This is a genomic window from Flavobacterium sp. UGB4466, from assembly GCF_903469665.1.
Classification (GTDB): Bacteria; Bacteroidota; Bacteroidia; order Flavobacteriales; family Flavobacteriaceae; genus Flavobacterium; species Flavobacterium lipolyticum.
Genome location: NZ_CAGKLC010000001.1, coordinates 97,115 through 117,994 on the forward strand (window position 1 = coordinate 97,115; position 20,880 = coordinate 117,994).

General features: G+C 36.4%; 15 protein-coding genes. 8 read left to right on the top strand and 7 right to left on the bottom strand.

The window, feature by feature from the left end; all coding sequences use genetic code 11:
* Nucleotides 1–41: 41 nt before the first annotated feature.
* From JO950_RS00410 to JO950_RS00430, 5 genes are all read right to left on the bottom strand, one after another.
* Nucleotides 42–1,076, bottom strand: coding sequence for a VWA domain-containing protein (locus JO950_RS00410; RefSeq protein ID WP_202700555.1), 1,035 nt, complete (start codon nt 1,074–1,076; stop codon nt 42–44).
* Nucleotides 1,077–1,149: 73 nt separating this feature from the next.
* The gene (locus JO950_RS00415) at nt 1,150–2,151 is read right to left on the bottom strand and encodes a VWA domain-containing protein (RefSeq protein ID WP_202700556.1); all 1,002 of its coding nucleotides are present in this window, start codon (nt 2,149–2,151) and stop codon (nt 1,150–1,152) included.
* Entirely contained in the window at nt 2,151–3,785 is a 1,635-nt protein-coding gene (locus tag JO950_RS00420; RefSeq protein ID WP_202700557.1) for a transmembrane domain-containing protein, read from the bottom strand. Before JO950_RS00420 ends, JO950_RS00415 begins: the two co-directional genes overlap by 1 nt.
* Nucleotides 3,786–3,950: 165 nt before the next feature.
* Nucleotides 3,951–4,814 carry a DUF58 domain-containing protein gene (locus JO950_RS00425; RefSeq protein ID WP_017497456.1) on the bottom strand — a complete coding sequence of 288 codons (864 nt, stop codon included), beginning with the start codon at nt 4,812–4,814 and terminating at the stop codon, nt 3,951–3,953.
* Between the two features lie 80 nt (nt 4,815–4,894).
* Nucleotides 4,895–5,899 carry a MoxR family ATPase gene (locus tag JO950_RS00430; RefSeq protein ID WP_017497457.1) on the bottom strand — a complete coding sequence of 335 codons (1,005 nt, stop codon included), beginning with the start codon at nt 5,897–5,899 and terminating at the stop codon, nt 4,895–4,897.
* Nucleotides 5,900–6,111: 212 nt separating this feature from the next.
* On the opposite strand from JO950_RS00430, the gene JO950_RS00435 reads away from it, so the two are divergent.
* From JO950_RS00435 to JO950_RS00445, 3 genes are all read left to right on the top strand, one after another.
* Nucleotides 6,112–6,984, top strand: coding sequence for an aldo/keto reductase family oxidoreductase (locus JO950_RS00435; protein WP_202700558.1), 873 nt, complete (start codon nt 6,112–6,114; stop codon nt 6,982–6,984).
* A gap of 137 nt (nt 6,985–7,121) precedes the next feature.
* Nucleotides 7,122–7,877, top strand: a complete 756-nt coding sequence (locus tag JO950_RS00440) for an SDR family NAD(P)-dependent oxidoreductase (protein ID WP_202700559.1) — start codon at nt 7,122–7,124, stop codon at nt 7,875–7,877.
* A gap of 334 nt (nt 7,878–8,211) precedes the next feature.
* Nucleotides 8,212–9,363 carry an ATP-binding protein gene (locus JO950_RS00445; protein WP_202700560.1) on the top strand — a complete coding sequence of 384 codons (1,152 nt, stop codon included), beginning with the start codon at nt 8,212–8,214 and terminating at the stop codon, nt 9,361–9,363.
* A gap of 54 nt (nt 9,364–9,417) precedes the next feature.
* Here the strand turns inward: JO950_RS00445 and JO950_RS00450 are convergent, their stop codons facing one another.
* Nucleotides 9,418–10,161, bottom strand: coding sequence for a DUF3298 and DUF4163 domain-containing protein (locus JO950_RS00450; protein ID WP_202700561.1), 744 nt, complete (start codon nt 10,159–10,161; stop codon nt 9,418–9,420).
* Nucleotides 10,162–10,266: 105 nt separating this feature from the next.
* Between JO950_RS00450 and JO950_RS00455 the strand changes: the two genes are divergently transcribed.
* Complete coding sequence (locus tag JO950_RS00455) at nt 10,267–11,409, top strand: cystathionine gamma-synthase (protein WP_202700562.1); 1,143 nt, start codon at nt 10,267–10,269, stop codon at nt 11,407–11,409.
* A 77-nt stretch (nt 11,410–11,486) separates the two neighbouring features.
* Here the strand turns inward: JO950_RS00455 and JO950_RS00460 are convergent, their stop codons facing one another.
* Nucleotides 11,487–12,269 carry a glutamate dehydrogenase gene (locus JO950_RS00460; protein ID WP_202700563.1) on the bottom strand — a complete coding sequence of 261 codons (783 nt, stop codon included), beginning with the start codon at nt 12,267–12,269 and terminating at the stop codon, nt 11,487–11,489.
* A 289-nt stretch (nt 12,270–12,558) separates the two neighbouring features.
* Between JO950_RS00460 and gdhA the strand changes: the two genes are divergently transcribed.
* The 4 genes from gdhA to ileS all read left to right on the top strand — a co-directional run bounded on the left by gdhA (nt 12,559) and on the right by ileS (nt 20,879).
* The gene (gdhA, locus tag JO950_RS00465; RefSeq protein WP_202700608.1) at nt 12,559–13,902 is read left to right on the top strand and encodes an NADP-specific glutamate dehydrogenase; all 1,344 of its coding nucleotides are present in this window, start codon (nt 12,559–12,561) and stop codon (nt 13,900–13,902) included.
* Nucleotides 13,903–14,035: 133 nt separating this feature from the next.
* The gene (locus JO950_RS00470) at nt 14,036–16,318 is read left to right on the top strand and encodes a T9SS type A sorting domain-containing protein (protein ID WP_202700564.1); all 2,283 of its coding nucleotides are present in this window, start codon (nt 14,036–14,038) and stop codon (nt 16,316–16,318) included.
* 315 nt (nt 16,319–16,633) lie between these two features.
* The gene (gene recO / locus JO950_RS00475) at nt 16,634–17,347 is read left to right on the top strand and encodes a DNA repair protein RecO (protein ID WP_202700565.1); all 714 of its coding nucleotides are present in this window, start codon (nt 16,634–16,636) and stop codon (nt 17,345–17,347) included.
* Nucleotides 17,348–17,477: 130 nt separating this feature from the next.
* Nucleotides 17,478–20,879: an isoleucine--tRNA ligase gene (gene ileS / locus JO950_RS00480; RefSeq protein WP_202700566.1), complete on the top strand. Its 3,402-nt coding sequence runs from the start codon at nt 17,478–17,480 to the stop codon at nt 20,877–20,879.
* The last annotated feature ends 1 nt before the right edge of the window (nt 20,880 follow it).

A 20,880-nucleotide genomic window follows, 5' to 3' on the forward strand; every position in this document is an offset into this window, starting at 1 on the left:
CTAATTTTTTTATGTTTTGTTTCCGGTTTTATGCGAAACAATTATTTCTTTTCGTTAAATAAATTCAACTCTTTAATCCAGTTTGTTTTTCTTTCCAAAAGGAAAATGTCTAAAAACAATAACAGAAAAGCAAATCCGATGAACCACTGAAATTGCGATTGAAAATCGGCCATTTGAGTTGCTTCGAATTCTGTTTTCTGAATGTTATTTAAGGCATTCTTGATATATTCGAGCACTTCTTTGGTATTTCCGCCGTAAACATAACCACCTTTGGTCGCTTTTGCAATATTTTTTAAATCTTCCTGATTTAATTTTGTGGTAACGGTTTGCCCGTTTTGGTCTTTTTGATAACTTCTGACTACGCCGTTTTCTTTTAAAGGAATGGTACCTCCTTTTTCAGTTCCAACACCAATGGTAATGATTTTCATTCCCATTTTGTTGGCTTCTTCTGCAGCAGCTGTAGCGCCTTCAGAGTGGTCTTCTCCATCGGAAATCAGAATCAGTAATTTACTGGTTTTGCTTTTTTCGTCAAAATAAGTAGAGGAAAGTCTGATGGCCTCGTCTAAAGAAGTTCCTTGTGAAGAAACCATGTCGGGAGTCATGCTTTGCAGGAACATTTTGGCAACACTATAATCGGAAGTAATTGGTAAAACCGGAAAGGCGCTTCCGGCATAGGCTACGATTCCGATTCGGTCACTTCCTAAATTGTTGATGATTTGAGAAACCAGCTGTTTACTTTTTTCTAAACGGCTTGGTGCCACATCTTCGGCAAGCATACTTTTTGAAACGTCAACGGCAAAAACAATATCGATTCCTTCCCGTTTTACGGTTTCCATTTTAGTCCCAATCTTCGGATTTACCAATCCGATAATTAAACAGGCAAGTGCCAAAAGCAATACCGATAATTTTAGGACAGGTTTAAAAACAGAGCGTTCCGGGCTCAGTCTTTTTACCATTTCAAGATCACCAAATTCACGTTGTTTTTTCTTTTTCCAATACATATTGAAAAGGAAAATGCACGCCACAATTGGGAGTAAGAATAAAAGGTATAAATATTTTTTTTCGTCTAATTCCATTTTTTAATTCTAGTTCTCAGTCGCAGTCGCAGTTTTCAGTTTTAAACGGAAAACTGTGACTGCGACTAAAATATTATATAAAGCTTCTGTAAACTGTATTTCTTAATCCTACTTCCAATACTAACAAAAAGGCGGCAAGTAAAACAAATATTCGGTACTTTTCGTCGTAATCGTAGAATTTTAGTTCCTGTATTTCGGTAGTTTCGAGTTTATTGATGGCACTGTATATTTCGGCTAATCGATCGTTACTGGTTGCTCTGAAGTAGGTTCCGTCTGTTTTGCGGGCAATACTTTTCATCAATTGCTCGTCGATTTCTACTTTTTGCATTTTAAACAGGAAACCTCCGTTTGGTGCGTAGGCGTATGGCGACGGAGCCATTCCGTTGGTACCAATTCCGATCGTGTATACTTTTATTCCGTATTGTTTTGCAATGTCTGAAGCTGTTTCAGGCTCAATAAAACCGGCATTGTTCACCCCATCAGTCATCAAAATAATCACACGACTTTTTGCCTTACTGTCTTTTAGACGGTTTACGGCTGTTGCCAATCCCATTCCAATTCCCGTTCCGTCTTGCAGCACCGTGTCGTATTTAATTCCTTTGATCGCTTCTAGAATAATAGCTTTATCGCTTGTAACGGGAGTTTTGGTATAAGCTTCTGAGGCATATAAAACCAATCCGATTCTGTCGTTAGGTCTTTCCCCAACAAAATCTGCGGCCACTCTTTTTAAAGCTTCCATACGGTTTGGCTTTAAATCTTTGGCAAGCATACTACCCGAAACGTCAATTGCCATTACAATATCAATCCCTTTCGTGGTCTTGGTCTGATTGCTGATGTCAACCGTTCTTGGTCTTGCCAATGCAATGATTAAAGAGCTTAAAGCGATAATCCTGAAAACATACAAACAAGGTTTTAATTTGGTCAATAGCGATTCGCTGTTTTTGAAACCCTGAGTTGAACTCATTTTTAAAGTCGCCGATTGCTGGTTGCGTTTCCAGAAAAACCAAGCGATCGCAATGGGGATTAACAGAAACAACCAAAAAAATTCCGGATTTAAAAAAGTTATCTTATCCATTAGTTACTCGCTTTTCTAAGTTCTACAGAATTTAATATTCTGGTTGTAATATCATTGGCATAGGTATCTCCTTCTTCGTGTAAAATCAAGATCTGTTGTAATCCCTGATCTTGTTTAAAAAGTAAGAGTTCATAATATGCTTTTGCACTTGTCTTGTCAATAGGATTGAAAACGGTCATGGTTCCGTATCCTTTTAGTCCCTGAACGCCTTCATTGGTTTGAAAATCTTCTTGTTTTACAATAATATTTTGTCCGCCCTGAGCTTCAATAACTTTTAAAGAACCTTCTAATGCTTTGGCTAAGTCAAGCTCTACAGGATTCTTAAACTTGCTGGTAGAAACGGTTACGTAGAAGTTTCCAACCATGCTTCCGTAAGCGAAAAGCTGCATCTCTTTGATGAGGGCCATGGTTTCTTTCGGAAGGACTTTTTGAGTATCCATACGTTTTAAAACCTTTGGGGTTTCAATCAGGATGCCCGGATTTCCGTACTCACTTTTTACCCATTCTCCTTCTAATAATTCTTTTGAAGGATGTCCGATTACATTATCTTTTACATAGTTAAAACCTTTTGTAACGATAAAGAAGGCGGTAGTGGCAATCAGTAAAAATAAAACAGATCCTACTGAGATCGCAATACGTTTGTTGCGTTTCTTTAACAACTGAAGTTTTATCTGTTTTTGTTTTTGTGCTTCGTTCAACAATTGATCCTCTTCTTCTGCCGGTACTTCGGTGGGAATAGCATTATCAAGTGTCAGGATTACTTTCTGAATTTTATTTCGGTCTTCTGTGATTTCAAACTCTAAGGGTTTAGATTTTGCAAATTTCACTAAATCCGCCTGACGTAAAACACGTTCTAAGTTTTCAACGGTTTCCGGTGTTAAAGTCATCTTCTTTTTGGTAGAAGCAGTTCTGATGGCCTGAATCAATTCAGAAGTGGTGCTTTCCATTGCCGGAATATGAATTGCCTCTTCGATGTAGTTTCGGGCAATATCCGTCAATTCACTGTAGTATTCTTTTATTTCTCCTTTTTGTACCAGTTCTTTCTGCTCCAGATTGTTCAACAAACTTGTCGCTTTTTCTATAGGAGTTTTGTAGACTTCCTCTTCTATCTTTTTCTTTTGATGTTTCTTAACATACCAATAAACAAACGCTCCGATGGCAAGAATTACAATCAGAATCAAAACGTAAATCCACCAGTTACCAATCCCATTGTCTGCGGGAGTAATGTCTTTGATGTCGTACATTTTTTGCTGTAACGTATCTACTTTTACATTGGCCACTTCAACGCGAATAGAATCTGTTGCATATGGTTTCTTGTCAATTAAAATTTTAATAGACGGAATGGTATATTTTCCGGAATCAAATTGGGTTAATCCGTATTTTTTAATCAGTTCGTAAGTGTCATTTTTCTTGACAGTGTCGATAGGATAGGATTGAATAACCTCTAAAGGACCAATGTTTTTTAGTTTAGGAAAAACAACCTTAGATTTTGAACTTACAACTGTTTTAAGAGTGAGTTTAAACTCGGCACCAATTTTATTTTTTGTAGTATCAATACTTGTCTCAACTTGTTTTTGTTGCGCAAAAACAGCTGAGGAAAGTAAAAATAAAAATATGTAAAATTTTAATTTCATTTGGTTTTTGATTTCAGATTTTGGTCTAAAATGAATGCTTAAAAATGGAACACGGATGACACAGATTTAAACGGATTTTTTTATCTAAAGACTTTATAATTCGTATGATCTAACAGTCTAACAATCTAAGAAAACTAATATTCTAAGAAGTCTAACAATCTAAGATCATCTTGATTTAAAATAGCCTAGCAACTTAGTTACGTAATTTTCGTCGACTCTTGTATTTACGACACCAGCTCCCGATTTACTAAAAATATCCTTGAAATAATTCACTCTGTCCTGATAGTGTTTTTCGTAATTCAGTCGTACTGTTTTTGAGCCGGTATTTACCAATTGAATTTTTCCTGTTTCGGCATCGAGCATACTTACCATTCCTAAATTCGGAATTTTTTCCTCGCGGATATCGTACACACGTACCCCGGTGATGTCATGTTTTTTAGAAGCAATTTTTAAAGTCTGCTCATAATTTTCGGCCATGAAATCGGAAATCATAAAAACGATCGCTTTCTTTTTTTGTGTTCCGGACAGGAATTTCAAAGCTTGCGAAATATCGGTTTTGTGACTCTTTGGTTCAAATTCAATTAACTCGCGAATGATTCGGAGTACATGAGAACGTCCTTTTTTTGGGGGAATATACAACTCTACATTGTCAGAGAATAATATTAAACCAATTTTATCATTATTTTGTGTAGCCGAAAAAGCCATCGTTGCCGCAATTTCGGTGACGATGTCTTTTTTAAACTGACTTTTTGATCCAAAACCTTCAGAGCCTGAGATGTCTACCATTAAAACCATGGTTAGCTCACGCTCTTCTTCAAAAACTTTTACGTGAGCTTCGTTGTAGCGCGCCGTTACATTCCAATCGATGTTACGAATATCATCGCCATATTGGTATTGACGTACTTCACTAAAAGTCATTCCTCGTCCTTTAAAGGAAGAGTGGTATTCTCCTGAAAAGATATGATTACTCAGTCTTTTGGTTTTGATTTCTATTTTCCGTACTTTTTTTAAAAGCTCTTTTGTATCCATTTTATTTGTTTAAAGTTTAAAGTTTAAAAGTTTCAAGTTAGTCTTGCAACAACCTGAAACCTGAAACTTGAAACAAATTTTTAAGGTACCTCAATCTCGTTTACGATTTTGTTGATAATGTCTACAGAAGTAATGTTTTCGGCTTCAGCCTCATAAGTGATACCCACTCTGTGACGCAGAACATCATGTACTACTGCACGAACATCTTCAGGAATTACATAACCACGACGTTTGATGAAAGCGTAACATTTTGCTGCGTTAGCTAAATTGATACTTCCACGTGGTGATGCTCCAAAGCTGATAAGAGGTTTTAAGTCGGCAAGCTTGTATTTTTCCGGATAACGGGTAGCAAAGATGATATCTAAGATGTATTTTTCGATTTTTTCGTCCATGTAAACTTCACGAACAGCTTCTTGCGCACGCAAAATTTGCTCTACAGAAACGACAGGATTTACTTTTTCGTAACTTCCTTTTAAGTTTTGACGAATTACGAAGCGCTCTTCGTCAATTTTTGGATAATCAATTACAGTTTTAAGCATAAAACGATCGACCTGTGCTTCAGGAAGCTGATAAGTTCCTTCCTGCTCCACCGGGTTTTGGGTAGCAAGAACTAAAAACGGACGATCTAATTTGAAAGTGGTATCGCCAATGGTAACCTGCTTTTCCTGCATCGCCTCTAAAAGTGCCGATTGTACTTTTGCCGGAGCACGGTTAATCTCATCTGCAAGAACAAAATTAGCGAAGATTGGTCCTTTTTTAATGGAGAATTCGTTGGCTTTGATGTTGTAAATCATTGTTCCAATAACATCGGCAGGTAATAAGTCAGGAGTAAACTGGATACGGCTGAACGATCCCTGAACGGCTTGCGACAAAGTATTAATCGCTAAAGTTTTGGCTAATCCCGGAACACCTTCAAGCAAAATGTGCCCTTGTCCTAAAAGTCCGATTAGTAAACGCTCGACCATATGTTTCTGGCCCACAATAACTTTGTTCATTTCCATTGTAAGAAGGTCTATAAAAGCACTTTCTCTTTCAATTTTCTCATTTATCGCTCTAATGTCTAAAGTCGTTGTATTTTCTTCCATATAAATATTTTTAAAACCTTGATTTTTATGCCTAACTTTTGAGAGTGCAAATTGAATATTTTTTGAGAAGTAAGATGTTAAAAAATGGTTAAAACTTCGACCAAAGACCTAATTTTAAGGACGAATTGGGAATCTATTTTTATATTTTTAAGAACTTTGGTGATTATGCTTCAGAAAAGCATATTTATTACCAAAAATAACGCAATAAAACCATGAGTAAAACAGCATTATCGCCTATTATTTCGGGCACTATGAATTGGGGTGTATGGGATAAAAACCTAACGCTTAAAGAAATGGAAAACATGATACAGATTTGTATCGAAAACAAAATTACTACTTTTGATCACGCTGATATTTACGGAGCTTATACTACTGAAGCGGATTTTGGAAAAGCATTTCAGGCCAGTAAAATTTCGCGTGAAAAATTACAACTAATCACCAAATGCGGTATTCAGATGATTGCCGAAAGCCGTAAAAATACAATCAAACATTACGACTACTCGAAAGAATATATTATATGGTCTGTTGAAGAATCGCTAAAGAAATTAAAGACAGATTATGTGGACGTTTTTTTACTGCACAGACCTAGTCCGTTGATGCAGGCCGATGAAATTGCGGAAGCCGTTGAAAAGTTAAAATCAGAAGGGAAAATTATTGATTTCGGACTTTCGAATTTTACAAGTTCTCAAACCGAATTGATTCGTCAGAAAACAGAAGTAAGCTATAATCAGGTGCAATTTTCAGCAACGAATTTCGAGCCGATGGTTGACGGAAGTTTCGATTATATGCAGACTCACGGGATTCGTCCGTTGTCATGGAATCCGCTTGGAACGGTTTTTAGAGAAGACACTAAAAAAACACGTCGTTTGAAAAAGCTGTTTTCGGATTTAGTGAAGAAATACGGATTTGGTTCGGATACTCTTTTATTAGCCTGGATTTTAAAACATCCTGCTCAGGTAATTCCAATTGCGGGAACGGTTAATATTGCCAGAATTCAGTCGTTGATGAAAGCAGTAGAATTGGAAATGGATAAGGAAGACTGGTTTGCGATCTGGACAGAAAGTATGGGCGATGATGTTGCTTAATTTTTTTAAGTTTTCAGTCGCAGTTTTGAGTATTCAGGGAAAATGCTAAAAATATTTTGCCACAGATTAACGGATTATAGATGATTGATTAATCTGTGAAAATCTTTTAATCTGTGGTAAAAAAATAAAAATATACAATGAAAAAAACAGTTTTAATTACTGGGGCCACAAGCGGAATTGGAAAAGCAACTGCGCAAATACTGGCCAAAAACAATTTTAAAGTGATCCTTTGCGGAAGACGTACGGATCGCTTAAACGAACTTGAAAAAGAACTTTCGGAGTTTACGGAAGTACATTCTTTAGCATTTGATGTTCGGGATAAAAAGGATGTTCTTGAAAAAATTGCTTCTCTTCCTGCATCCTTTTCAGATATTGATATTTTGATCAATAATGCCGGAAATGCTCATGGTTTAGACCCGATTCAAACCGGTGATTTAGACGATTGGGATGCTATGATTGATATCAATGTCAAAGGACTTTTGTACGTTTCAAAAGCGGTGATTCCGAAAATGACAGCCAAAAAATCAGGTCATATTATAAACATTGGTTCAACAGCCGCAAAGGAAGTGTATCCGAACGGAAATGTGTATTGCGGAAGTAAACATGCCGTTGATGCGATTACGGCCGGAATGCGAATCGACTTAAATCCTTTCGGAATTAGAGTTGGAGGAATTCATCCCGGGATGGTCGCAACCGAATTTAGTGAAGTGCGTTTTAAGGGAGATACTGAGAGAGCTTCAAATGTATACAAAGGTTTCGATCCGCTACAAGCAGAAGATATCGCCGATATTATTCATTTTGTAGTTTCAAGACCGTACCACGTTAATATTGCCGATTTAGTGGTCATGAGTACGGCACAAGCCTCGTCGACAATTGTTAAGAAAGATTCTTAGACGTCTTAGACTGGCTTAGATTTTTAGACTAGCTTAGACTTCTTAGAATGTTAGATTATTGGATTCTTAGATTTTTAGACTGGCTTAGACTTCTTAGAATGTTAGATTATTGGATTCTTAGATTTTTAGACTGGCTTAGACTTCTTAGATTTTTTTAGATACTAAATCAGTAATCTTAAAATAGAGTTTACGGACTTCTTAAAATTTTAGATTAATTTAGAGGTCTCAGAAGTCTAGCAATTTCGGCTTCTTAGATTGTTGGATTATTAGATCTTTAGACTAAGCAATAATCCAACAATCTAAAACTCAAATAATCCAAGCAATCTAAAAAAAAATGATCAACAAGCGCCTTTTAATAAAAAACCTGCTCGCTCATAATGACGAGAGCAGTTTTTATGATAAGAAAAGGCAATTGAATCTGCATTCGCGGGAAGGAAAGGGGAAATTCCTGAAACATATCTGTGCCTTATCCAATTCCAACCCGACCAATAATTCTTATATCGTGGTGGGGGTGGAAGATCATGACAACGAAATCGTTGGGGATGATTTCTTTGATGACAGCCGAATCCAGAATCTCGTGAACGCCTTTTTAGAAAATCCGCCTAAAATTCAATACGAGAATGTACCGTTCCCAAATCTTCCAAAAGATAAAGTAATCGGATTGGTAACGATTAAGCCCAAAAGTAAAATCTCTTATTTTAAAAAAGGAATTCATACCATTCTTGCTAATAGTGTTTTTATTCGACGGGGAAGCAATTCTGTTCCTGTTGAAGGCGAGGTCGAAAAGAACTATCAAAATACAGAAACGGTCATCGGGATCGAAAACAGCTCAAGAAACAGCATTCAGTACACACTTGACGGGGTAATTGATTTTATGAATTTCAGACACAAAGACATGTCGCCTAAGTACCATGTTTTTAAAGAATTATTTGTGATCTGCTGGGCAGGAGTTCCTAAAAAATCCAGAGATAAAACATTCTTGTCCCGCGTTGATATTGAGCTGATCAATGAACAGATTAAGCTTTTTTATTCTGCTCAGGATGTGGTTACGATTGTGTATGATGAAGATAGTTTTACCATAACAGAATATGTTCCGCTGGGTTTAAATGACAAGACCAGTTATTATCCGTTGGAGAAGCAAACCATTCATTTTTTTGACAACGGCTATTATAAAATTGAAAGTGAAATGCTTTTTCAGCCCCCGGAATTCAATAGGAAAATGTTGTATCATATTTACAATTCAAATATCTCGCTACTCCAAAAACTTCAGAAAGGGATCGCTTTGTCAGCGCGTGAATTAAAAGATCTGGAAAATCTGCCCTCTACTTTTATGATTTGTCATCTGAATGGTTTTGAGGATGCCAAACAAAAATTGATTGATGCCAAACTGCTTTTAAAACCTTTTGGGAATATTTACTTATCATTTAAAGAGGCGCTTCGAGTTTTGCGTAAGATGAAATACGATGTTCAGGAAGGGGCTAAATAGAGGTTCTAAGTTGCTAAGGTTCTGAGATTCTAAGGTTATTTTTGAAACGTGTAACTATTGGTACTTTAAATACTTGTGGACTTCATCGTACGGAAATAATAGCTCTTTAGACCCGTCGGCATAAGAAGCGGCTTCATAGGAGTTGTAATATAAGAGCAATCCTTCTTTTGTATAAAAAATGTTCTGTGGCAGGTGAAATTTGTCATTTTCAAACATTAGACCAGTTGCATTGATGTTTGATTTTTCAGGGATTTTATATTTTTTGCGGAATTCCTTTTCGGCATAAGCCATAAATTCTTTTTCGTTTTTAAAGATCTGATCGGTAAAAATTGTTTTTCCCGTTTGGGAATGAAACAATAAGGAGCGATATCCCTGATAGCCATGTGCTCCTCCGGTAAACGTATAGTGATCAATTTTGATATTGATAATCTCATCAGATTCAAATTCGACATTCCCTTTTACGGTCGCTTCCCATCCGAAAGTTTCTGTTGGGAATTTTTTGTGCATTTCTTCATAAGAAGCTATAAAAGAGGTTGCCAAAGATTTGTAGTCGTTAGCTTTTTTGGGATCTTCTTCAAAATAGACGATCTCTTTTATCACAGAGAAAACTTTTTTATTAATACTGTCGGCAACAACAGGAATATTTTTTGCAATAGGAACGTCGATCGTTATTTTCGGACAGTCCTTTTCGCAAGGGATTGTCGATTCTTTTTCAAATGACTCATTTTCAAATGAAAGTTCTTTGCTGCAGCTTACAAACGTTAATAGCAAAAAGAGTATAAAAGGATAATGTTTCATGTCAAAAAGTGTTAATTATATACAAAGGTAAGAAGTTGTATCAGGATTAAAATAAATTAAACGGTAAATTTGTACCAGAATTAAGGATTTAAAATTTATAACCATATGAAATTCAATACTAAAGTAATACATGGGGGTCAGCATCATGATCCGGCTACAGGAGCAGTTATGCCTCCGGTGTATCAAACTTCAACTTTTATACAAACCAGTCCGGGTAAACCTTTGGCAGATTATGAGTATAGTCGTGCTTCAAATCCAACGCGTACAGCTTTAGAAAATGCTTTGGCCAGTATTGAAAATGGTACTCGTGGATTGGCTTTTTCATCAGGTTTGGCTGCTACCGATTGTATTCTGAGATCGTTTAAGGCCGGTGATGAGATTATCGCAATGGATGACTTGTATGGAGGAACCTACAGAATGTTCTCCAGAATATATAAAGATTCAGGAATTAAGTTTCATTTTGTTGATATGACAGATATCGAAAAACTGAAATCATTAATCAATGAAAATACGAAATTGATCTGGGTGGAGACGCCAACCAATCCGTTGATGAAATTAGCAGATATTCAGGAAGTAGCCAAAATTACTAAAGCCAATAATATTTTATTTGCTGTTGATAATACATTCGCAACTCCTTATTTGCAAAAGCCTCTTGATTTGGGTGCTGATATCGTAATGCACTCTGCAACAAAATATTTAGGAGGACACTCAGATGTTATTGCAGGAGCTTTAATTGTGAAAGATGAAGCTTTAGGAGATCAGTTGCATTTTCAGCAATTTGCGACCGGAGCAACATTAGGGCCAATGGACAGCTTCTTGGTTTTAAGAGGAATCAAAACACTTTCGTTAAGAGTACAGAGACATTGTGAAAACGGAGAAAAAGTGGTTGAATATTTAAGCAAACACCCTAAGATCAATACGGTTTATTATCCGGGCTTAGAGAGTCATCCTTTTCATGAAATTGCCAAGAAGCAAATGAAAGCTTTTGGAGGAATGGTATCTTTTACTTTTAAATCAGGGAAAAAAGAAGACTCAATTGCCTTTTTAGAGAAGCTGAAAGTTTTTACTTTGGCGGAGTCTTTAGGTGGAGTAGAATCTTTGGCCAATCATCCGGCTTTGATGACACATGCATCGATCCCGGCAGACAAAAGAGCCGAAGTGGGTATTACCGATGACTTAGTTCGATTGAGCGTTGGTATTGAAGATGCCGAAGACTTAATTGCCGACTTAGAGCAGGCTTTAGCATAAAAAAATCAATAAAAAAATTCCAAATTCCAATTTGAATTATTTTGGAATTTGGGATTTTTTATTTGGGATTTTTAAAATTATAAGTATTGAATATATCCTATATTAAACCAAATCTGAGCATCGTTTGATTTGTTTTCTTTGTGAATTTTCTTATTCGGATTTAGACCGTCTACCCAGTCGGAATTAAAAGCCTGAAAACGGGTTTCAAACATCAAATCGCTCATTTCATTTAATTTATAATGAACACCTATTCCGGCAGTACCAGATAAAACGATACCGTTTTCACTTGAAAAGCCAAATTGACGGCCATCTGAAGGAGTCAGATATTTAGGAAATGTAGCTGCAGGAGTTCCCAACTGACCAAGGCTGGAACTTACTTCTGTTGTATAGTAACTTACCAAAAAACCTAAACTTACATAAGGGCTGAAAGCCCCTATAGAATTTTCATAATAATGTATTTTCATTGGAGAAAATTCCAGTTGGGATCCGAGACTTATTACAGTCGATTTTCCTTGCATGGCTTTGAGTTGTCTAACCCCCAGTGTTTCGGGTTTTTTCTCTGTCCACTCTCCAAAATTATTCAGTTTTGTTCTGTTGAATGAAAGTTCTGATCTGACTTTAAAGTGTTCAGAAAAGAATCGTTCTCTGTTGCTGTTAGTGGAAAAGTTGACAAAATGAACAAGTCCAACTCCAACCCCTGTATTTCCAAGAGTCGTATCCAGATTGTTTCTTTCGCCAAAATCAGATTGGAAAAGAACAGGGCCGAATATTATTCCAACCTCGTGTGCTAGTGATTGTGCAGTCGATATTGTTGAGATGCCTAGAAAGGCAAAAAACGTGAGTATTATAGGTTTAAGCATGTGGTATTTGGTATGGGGTTTCAGATCCCGGCAAATATATAAAAAGAGGAGCAACTAAGAAGTATAAAGAGCTGTATTGATGAATATTTATTAAAAATATTAAAATATTAAATATATCGGTAGTAATTTACTGTAAAACGCAAAACCTAAAATATCTTTTTTCTTGATTTACTGTATAATGAATAAAAGTTTAAGAGAATCGTAAAAAAATATTCAATAAATGTCATTTTCGATTACCTTTGTCATAAATAACGAAAACGTTTTCTTAAATGTTAATAATCTAATAATCATGTCACAAAGTATTACCGCTTTTATGGATTCGGTTAGTCAAAAAAACCCGAATGAATCAGAGTTTTTACAAGCAGTTTTAGAAGTTGCCGAAACGGTAATTCCTTTTATTGAAGAAAATAAAAAATACCAGAACAAAATGCTTTTAGAGCGTATGGTAGAACCTGAACGTGTTATCTTGTTCAGAGTAAATTGGTTAAACGACAAAGGAGAAATCCAGGTTAATAAAGGATATCGTATCCAGATGAACTCCGCAATCGGACCTTACAAGGGTGGTTTGCGTTTTCATCCTTCTGTTAACTTAAGTATTTTGAAGTTTTTGGCTTTCGAGCAGACTTTCAAAAACAGCTTAACCACATTGCCAATGGGTGGTGGTAAAGGAGGATCTGATTTTGATCCAAAAGGAAAATCAGATAATGAAATCATGAAATTCTGTCAAAGTTTTATGACGGAACTTTCAAAACATATCGGAGCTGATACTGACGTTCCTGCCGGAGATATCGGAGTAGGTGGTAGAGAAGTAGGATATATGTTTGGTCAATACAAAAGATTAAGAAATGAATTCACCGGAGTTTTAACTGGGAAAGGAATTTCTTTCGGAGGATCATTAATTCGTCCGGAGGCTACAGGTTACGGAGCAGTTTATTTTGCTCAAAGTATGTTGGCAACTAAAGGAGATGACTTTAAAGGAAAAACGGTTGCAGTTTCAGGTTCTGGAAACGTAGCGCAGTACGCAACTGAAAAAGCAACTCAATTAGGAGCAAAAGTAGTTACATTGTCAGATTCTGCAGGATATATTTATGATGCAGACGGAATCGATGCTGAAAAATTAGCCTTCGTAATGGAGTTGAAAAATGAGCTTAGAGGAAGAATCAGCGAGTATGTGGCGAAATATCCAAATGCAAAATATGTAGAAGGAAAACGTCCATGGGAAGTTAAATGTGACGTAGCATTACCATGTGCAACTCAAAACGAATTGAATGGTGATGAAGCTAAGCTTTTAGTTGCTAACGGTTGTATTGCTGTTGCGGAAGGAGCAAATATGCCATCTACACCAGAGGCAGTTACTGTTTTCCTTGAGGCTAAAATTTTATTCGCTCCTGGAAAAGCTTCTAATGCCGGTGGTGTTGCAACTTCTGGTCTTGAAATGTCGCAAAACTCATTGCGTTTAAGCTGGTCTTCTGAAGAAGTTGACGAAAGATTAAAAGGAATCATGTTAGCAATTCATGCTTCATGTGTAAAATACGGTTCGGATAAATCAGGTTATGTTGACTACGTAAAAGGAGCTAACATTGCAGGATTTGTTAAAGTTGCCGATGCTATGCTTGCTCAGGGTGTAGTATAATTTTTTAGTTATAGTTTTTTAGTGCCTCCATTTGTCTTTTTTAAGATAAATCGGAGGCATTTTTTATTTGCAGGAGAACAAAAATCAAATACTTTCGTTTGTAGTATATTTGTCTATCTGAATTTATCAAACAATGAAAAGAAAGTTTTTGTATGTTTTACTTTTGTTGGTAGTACAATTTTGTTTCTCTCAGAATAAATTGTCCTGGCAGGGGTATTTTTCGTTTAACGAAATAAAAGATATCTCACAATCTTCAACAACTGTTTTTGTAGCTTCAGAGAATGCTCTTTTCTCTAAAAATACAGCTATGAACACAGTTAAAATGACTACAACGGTCGATGGACTTTCCGGGCAGACCATTTCTGCTTTATACCATAGTGAAGGATTTAAGAAAACCATAATTGGATACGAAAACGGACTAATGATTGTGGTAAATGAAACCGATGGCAGTATACTGAAAGTTATTGATATCATAAACAAACAATTGCCGGCCAACCTGAAAAGAATTAACCATTTTATGGAGTATAATGGCGTGATTTATGTTTCCTGCGATTTCGGAATTGTACAGTTTAATTTAACTAGCCTCAAATTTGGAGATACTTATTTTATTGGAGATAATGGGGCTGAAGTTCGAGTAAGACAAACGGCTTATTTTAATGGATTCTTCTACGCGGCGACTTCAAGCGGAATTAAAAAAGCCAATAGTACCAATACCAATCTTATTGATTTTAATCAATGGAGTCTGGTAAACGCGGGTGACTGGAGTAGTATTGAGCCGATAGATTCGGAGCTGGTCGCGATAAGTTCGGCAGGATTCATACACCGATACAACTCCAATTCATTTGTTGGTTTTTTACAGCTCCCAAAACCTTCAGTTGACATGCGGGCTGTAAATCATAATCTAATAATCACAACGCCGGATGTTGTTTATGTGTATAACAATCAAATGGTATTGATGCGTCAGGTTACCAATACGCAGGTCTTGGATAATATGCTAAATTTTACCTGTTCTAGTGTTATTGGAGATCAAATATATATAGGAACAAAAGAAAAGGGATTGTTCTCATCGACACTTTCAGGAACTTCCGCTTTTCAGGAGAATACACCATCAGGGCCGGTTCGAAATAATATTTTTTCTTTAGATGTAAGTCCTAACGCGCTTTGGGCAGTGTATGGGGATTATGATACTTTTTACAATCCGTATGAGCTAGACAGTTATGGAGTGAGTAAATATAGTACTTCGGGCTGGCTAAATATTCCTTACTCAGGGGTTTTTGGAGCGAAATCAATGACAAGGGTAATTACGAACCCCAATAATGAAAAGCAGGTTTTTGTAAGTTCCTTCTTTTCCGGTTTGTTGAAAATAGAAAACGATATCCCAGTCTTATTGTACAATGAAAAAAATAGCGGATTAGAATCGATTTCGTTTGCAGGGCCTAACTATATTGATGTTCGTATTAATGGAACTGTTTTCGATAAAACGGGGAATTTGTGGGTCACTAACAGCAGAATTAAGAACGGTTTAAAAGTTTTGAAAACCGATGGAAAATGGCAAAGTTATGCGACAACTTCAATTCTTAAAGATGCAGAAACAATCAGTTATGCCGGAATTGTTGTCGATAGAAATAATACCAAATGGATCGCAACGAGTAATGATGGAGTAATTGCTTTTAACGAGAGTAACAATACTTTTAAAAAGATGACTTTTGGAGCTGATGTGGGAAATTTGCCGGTTGCGGATGTGAGGGCTGTGGCACTTGATGCCAAAAGTCAGCTTTGGATTGGTACTACAAAAGGGTTGAGAGTATTGTCAAATGTTGGGGGTTTTCAAACAGAGAGCCAGCTAAAGGCAAATCCAATCATAATCATGGAAGATAATCTGGCTCAGGAGCTGCTTTATGAGCAGTTTATCACATCGATCGCAGTAGACGGAGCAAATAATAAATGGATTGGTACAATTGATTCCGGGATTTTTATGGTGTCACCAAACGGTCAGGAAACAAAATATCATTTTACAATAAACAATTCGCCTTTGCCAAGTAACGTAATAAACGATGTCAAAATCAATAGTGTTACCGGTGAGGTTTTTATTGCAACCAACAAAGGAATGATTTCGTTTAAAGGAATTGCAACAGGAGCAAACGATGATTTGAATAATGTTTACGTTTATCCAAATCCCGTGCGTCCTAATTATGCAGGGACCGTAAAAGTTGCCGGACTTATTGATAAAGCCAATATTAAAATTACAGACATCGAAGGTAATTTAGTGTACGAAACTACTTCGTCAGGCGGAACAATCGAATGGGATACCACTGCTTTCGGAAAGTATAAAGTAGCTTCAGGGGTCTATATGGTTTTTATTTCAGCCGAAGATGGAAGTGAAACTAAAGTAAAAAAGGTAATTTTAATTAGATAATTAGATTTTTAGATTGTTAGATTGTTAGATTGTTGGATTATTAGAAAGAATTAGAGTCTAACATCTAAGCAGTCTAATAATCTGAAAATCCAACAATCTAAGAAGTCTAACATCTAAGCAGTCTAATAATCCAACAATCTAAGAAGTCTAACATCTAAGCAGTCTAACATCTAAGCAGTCTAATAATCTGAAAATCCAACAATCTAAGAAGTCCAACATCTAAGCAGTCCAATAATCTGAATATCCAATAATCTAAGAAGTCTAACATCTAAGCAGTCTAATAATCCAACAATCTAACAATCTAAAAATCTAATCTTGCTAGTCAAAACCAAAGCAATAGTAATCTCATCGTTAAAATTTCAGGAGAAAAGTCTGATCGTAAAGTGTTTTACACTTTCACACGGACTGAAATCCTATTTTGTACGTGATGCCTTTTCGAGTCGGAAAGCAAGTCAGAAAATTGCTTATTTTCAGCCATTGTCCGTTCTTGAGATTGAGGCGGTACACAAAAACAAAGGAACCTTAGAAACTTTTAAGGAGATAAAAACAGCAGTACCTTTTCAAAGTATCCATACCGATCTTGTAAAAAGTACGATGGTGATGTTTTTGTCTGAAATGCTCCATTATTCCATTCAGGAAGAAGAAAAAAATGAAGCCTTTTTTGTGTTTTTAGAGACAGCATTGGGTTGGCTGGATCACCATGATGAAATTTCGAATTTTCATTTGATTCTGCTTTTGGAAGCTACAAAGTATTTTGGTTTTTATCCTGATATTTCAGAAGTTGAATTTTCTTATTTTGAAATGATTGACGGCGTTTTTACTTTGTTTCATGGAGCAAATACTTTGACAGAACATGAAACAAATCTTTTTAAGAAATTAATTGATCTTAAATTCGAAAACGATCAGAAGGTTTTTCATGTAGCTGAAAGGCAAATTTTACTGAAAATCCTCATTGATTACTACAGTTTTCATTTGGAAGGATTCAAAAAACCAAAATCTTTAGAGGTTTTAAAGGAGATTTTTTCTTAATTTTTTAAAATCGACATTCTTTTTTACGAGATCTATTAGAAATTTTCTGTCCGGGCGCTTTTTTTAAACATCTTTTATCTATATTCCTCAAAATTCCTTACTTTCGCACCTCGTTTAAGAAAAGTATAAAATGAGCACAAAATTTACTGAATACAAAGGACTTGACTTGCCAACAGTAGCGTCAGAAGTACTTGATTTTTGGAAGAAAGAAAATATATTTGAAAAGAGTGTAAGTACCCGTGAAGGTGCTGAGCCTTATGTGTTTTTTGAAGGTCCGCCTTCAGCAAACGGATTGCCTGGAATTCACCACGTGATGGCTCGCGCAATTAAAGATATTTTCTGTCGTTACAAAACTCAAAAAGGTTTTCAGGTAAAAAGAAAAGCCGGTTGGGATACTCACGGATTGCCTGTAGAATTGGGTACCGAAAAAGAACTTGGAATTACAAAAGAAGATATTGGTAAAACCATTTCTATCGAAGAATATAACGAAGCGTGTAAAAAAACCGTAATGCGTTATACCGATGTATGGAATGATTTGACCGAAAAAATGGGGTATTGGGTAGATATGGAAGATCCGTATGTAACCTATAAACCTAAATATATGGAATCGGTTTGGTGGCTTTTGAAGCAAATCTACGATAAAGGTTTGTTGTACAAAGGATACACCATTCAGCCTTACTCACCTAAAGCCGGGACAGGATTGTCTTCTCACGAAGTGAATCAGCCCGGAGCATATCGTGATGTTACGGATACTACAATCGTAGCACAATTTAAAACGTTACCGGAAACATTACCTTCATTTTTGAAAGGTTTTGGAGATATTCACATCCTGGCCTGGACGACCACTCCATGGACATTACCATCGAATACTGCTTTGACAGTTGGACCAAAAATCGATTATGTTTTAGTAAAAACGTTCAATCAGTATACTTTTGAACCGATCAATGTGATTTTGGCTAAAAATTTAGTTGGAAAGCAATTCGGAAAAGGATTTTTTGCCAGCGAAGACGATGCTGATTTTGATAAAGTGAAAAACGGCGATAAACAGCTTCCGTATAAAATTGTAGCAGAAGCAAAAGGAACCGATTTGGCAGAAATTCGCTACGAACAATTATTACCATACGTGTTGCCTTATCAGAATCCTGAAAATGCGTTCAGAGTAATCACAGGAGATTTTGTTACCACAGAAGATGGAACAGGAGTAGTGCATACTGCGCCTACTTTTGGTGCTGATGATGCGAAAGTAGCAAAAGAAGCTAAGCCGGAAGTACCGCCAATGTTGGTTTTAGATGAAAATGGTACAGCAGTTCCTTTAGTAGATTTGCAAGGAAAATTCACTTCTCATGTAGGTGATTTGGCAGGGAAATATGTGAAAAACGAATATTACGATGCAGGTCAGGCGCCGGAGCGTTCTGTAGATGTTGAAATTGCTATTCGATTAAAAGAAGAAAATAAAGCCTTTAAGGTTGAAAAATACGTACATAGTTATCCACACAGTTGGAGAACTGATGAGCCGTTATTATATTATCCGCTAGACTCATGGTTTATTAAAGTAACCGATGTCAAAGATAGAATGTTCGACCTGAACGAAACTATCAATTGGAAGCCTAAGTCTACTGGTGAAGGACGTTTTGGGAACTGGCTGAAAAATGCCAACGACTGGAACTTATCTCGTTCTAGATATTGGGGGATTCCATTGCCAATTTGGAGAACTGAAGACAAAAAAGAAGAAGTTCTTATTGGTTCTGTTGAAGAATTGTATCATGCGATCGAAAAATCTATCGAAGCAGGTTTTCAAAAAGAAAACCCATTCAAAGGTTTTGAAATCGGAAATATGTCTGAATCAAATTATGATTTAGTTGACCTGCATAAAAATGTAGTCGACGGAATTACTTTGGTTTCAGCTTCAGGCCAGCCAATGAAACGTGAAAGCGATTTAATTGACGTTTGGTTTGATTCGGGAGCGATGCCTTATGCACAATGGCATTACCCTTTTGAGAATAAAGATAAAATCGATGAGAATAAAGATTTCCCTGCGAATTTCATCGCAGAAGGTGTCGATCAGACTCGTGGATGGTTTTATACACTGCATGCAATCGGAACTTTAGTTTTTGATAAAATTGCGTACAAAAATGTCGTTTCGAATGGTTTGGTTCTGGATAAAAACGGACAAAAAATGTCGAAACGTTTAGGAAATGCAACGGATCCTTTTGAAACCATTAAGGAGTACGGTCCTGATGCCACACGTTGGTACATGATCTCTAATGCAAATCCATGGGATAACTTAAAGTTTGATATTGAAGGAATTGCTGAGGTTCGCCGTAAATTCTTCGGAACGCTGTATAATACGTATTCATTCTTCTCGTTATATGCCAATATTGATGGGTTTAAATATGCAGAAGCTGAAATTCCGTTAAACGAAAGACCGGAAATCGATCAGTGGATCATGTCTGAATTGCATAGCTTAATAAAATTTGTTGACGAATGTTATGAAGATTATGAGCCTACGAAAGCAGCAAGGGCTATTTCTGACTTCGTTCAGGAAAACCTGAGCAACTGGTACGTTCGTTTGTGTCGTCGTCGTTTCTGGAAAGGAGAATACGTCCATGATAAAATCGCAGCCTATCAAACGCTTTACACTTGTTTATTAACGATAAGTAAATTAAGTGCTCCGATCGCTCCTTTTTTCATGGATAAATTATACCGCGATCTAACAGGTTCGACGCAAACAGAGCAATTTGCCAGTGTTCACTTGGCAGAGTTCCCGAAATTTGTCGAAAACTTTGTTAATAAAACGTTAGAAAGCAAAATGCAGAAGGCGCAAACTATATCGTCTTTGGTTTTGTCACTGCGTAAAAAGGAAATGATTAAAGTACGTCAACCTTTGCAAAAGGTAATGATTCCGGTACTTGACGAGAATCAGAGGGCTGAAATTGAAGCGATTTCTGAACTTGTAAAAGCAGAAGTTAACGTTAAAGAAATTGTGCTTTTAGACGATGATTCAGGTATTTTGGTGAAACAGATTAAACCTAATTTTAAAGCTCTTGGGCCACGTTTCGGTAAGGATATGGGGTTGATTTCCAAAGAGATACAGTCTTTTTCTGCGGATCAGATCAATCAATTGGACAAGCAGGGAGCATTGGATATTGTAATTGCAGGAAATACCGTAACTTTATCATTAGAAGATGTCGAAATAACATCTCAGGATATCGAAGGCTGGCTGGTTGCAAATTCAAATGGAATTACGGTTGCACTTGATATTACAATTTCTGAAGAATTGAAAAACGAAGGAATCGCGAGAGAATTGGTAAACAGAATTCAAAATATTCGTAAAGACTCAGGATTTGAAGTTACCGATAAAATTAAAGTTCAAATAAAAAGAAGTGGCCTTTTAGAAGAGGCAATTCTAAAAAATGAAGACTATATTAAGTCTGAGACATTGACTGATGATTTGGTTTTTGTTGACGCTTTAGAAAACGGCACAGAAATTGAATTTGATGACATTAAAACAATGATATTAATTTCAAAATAAT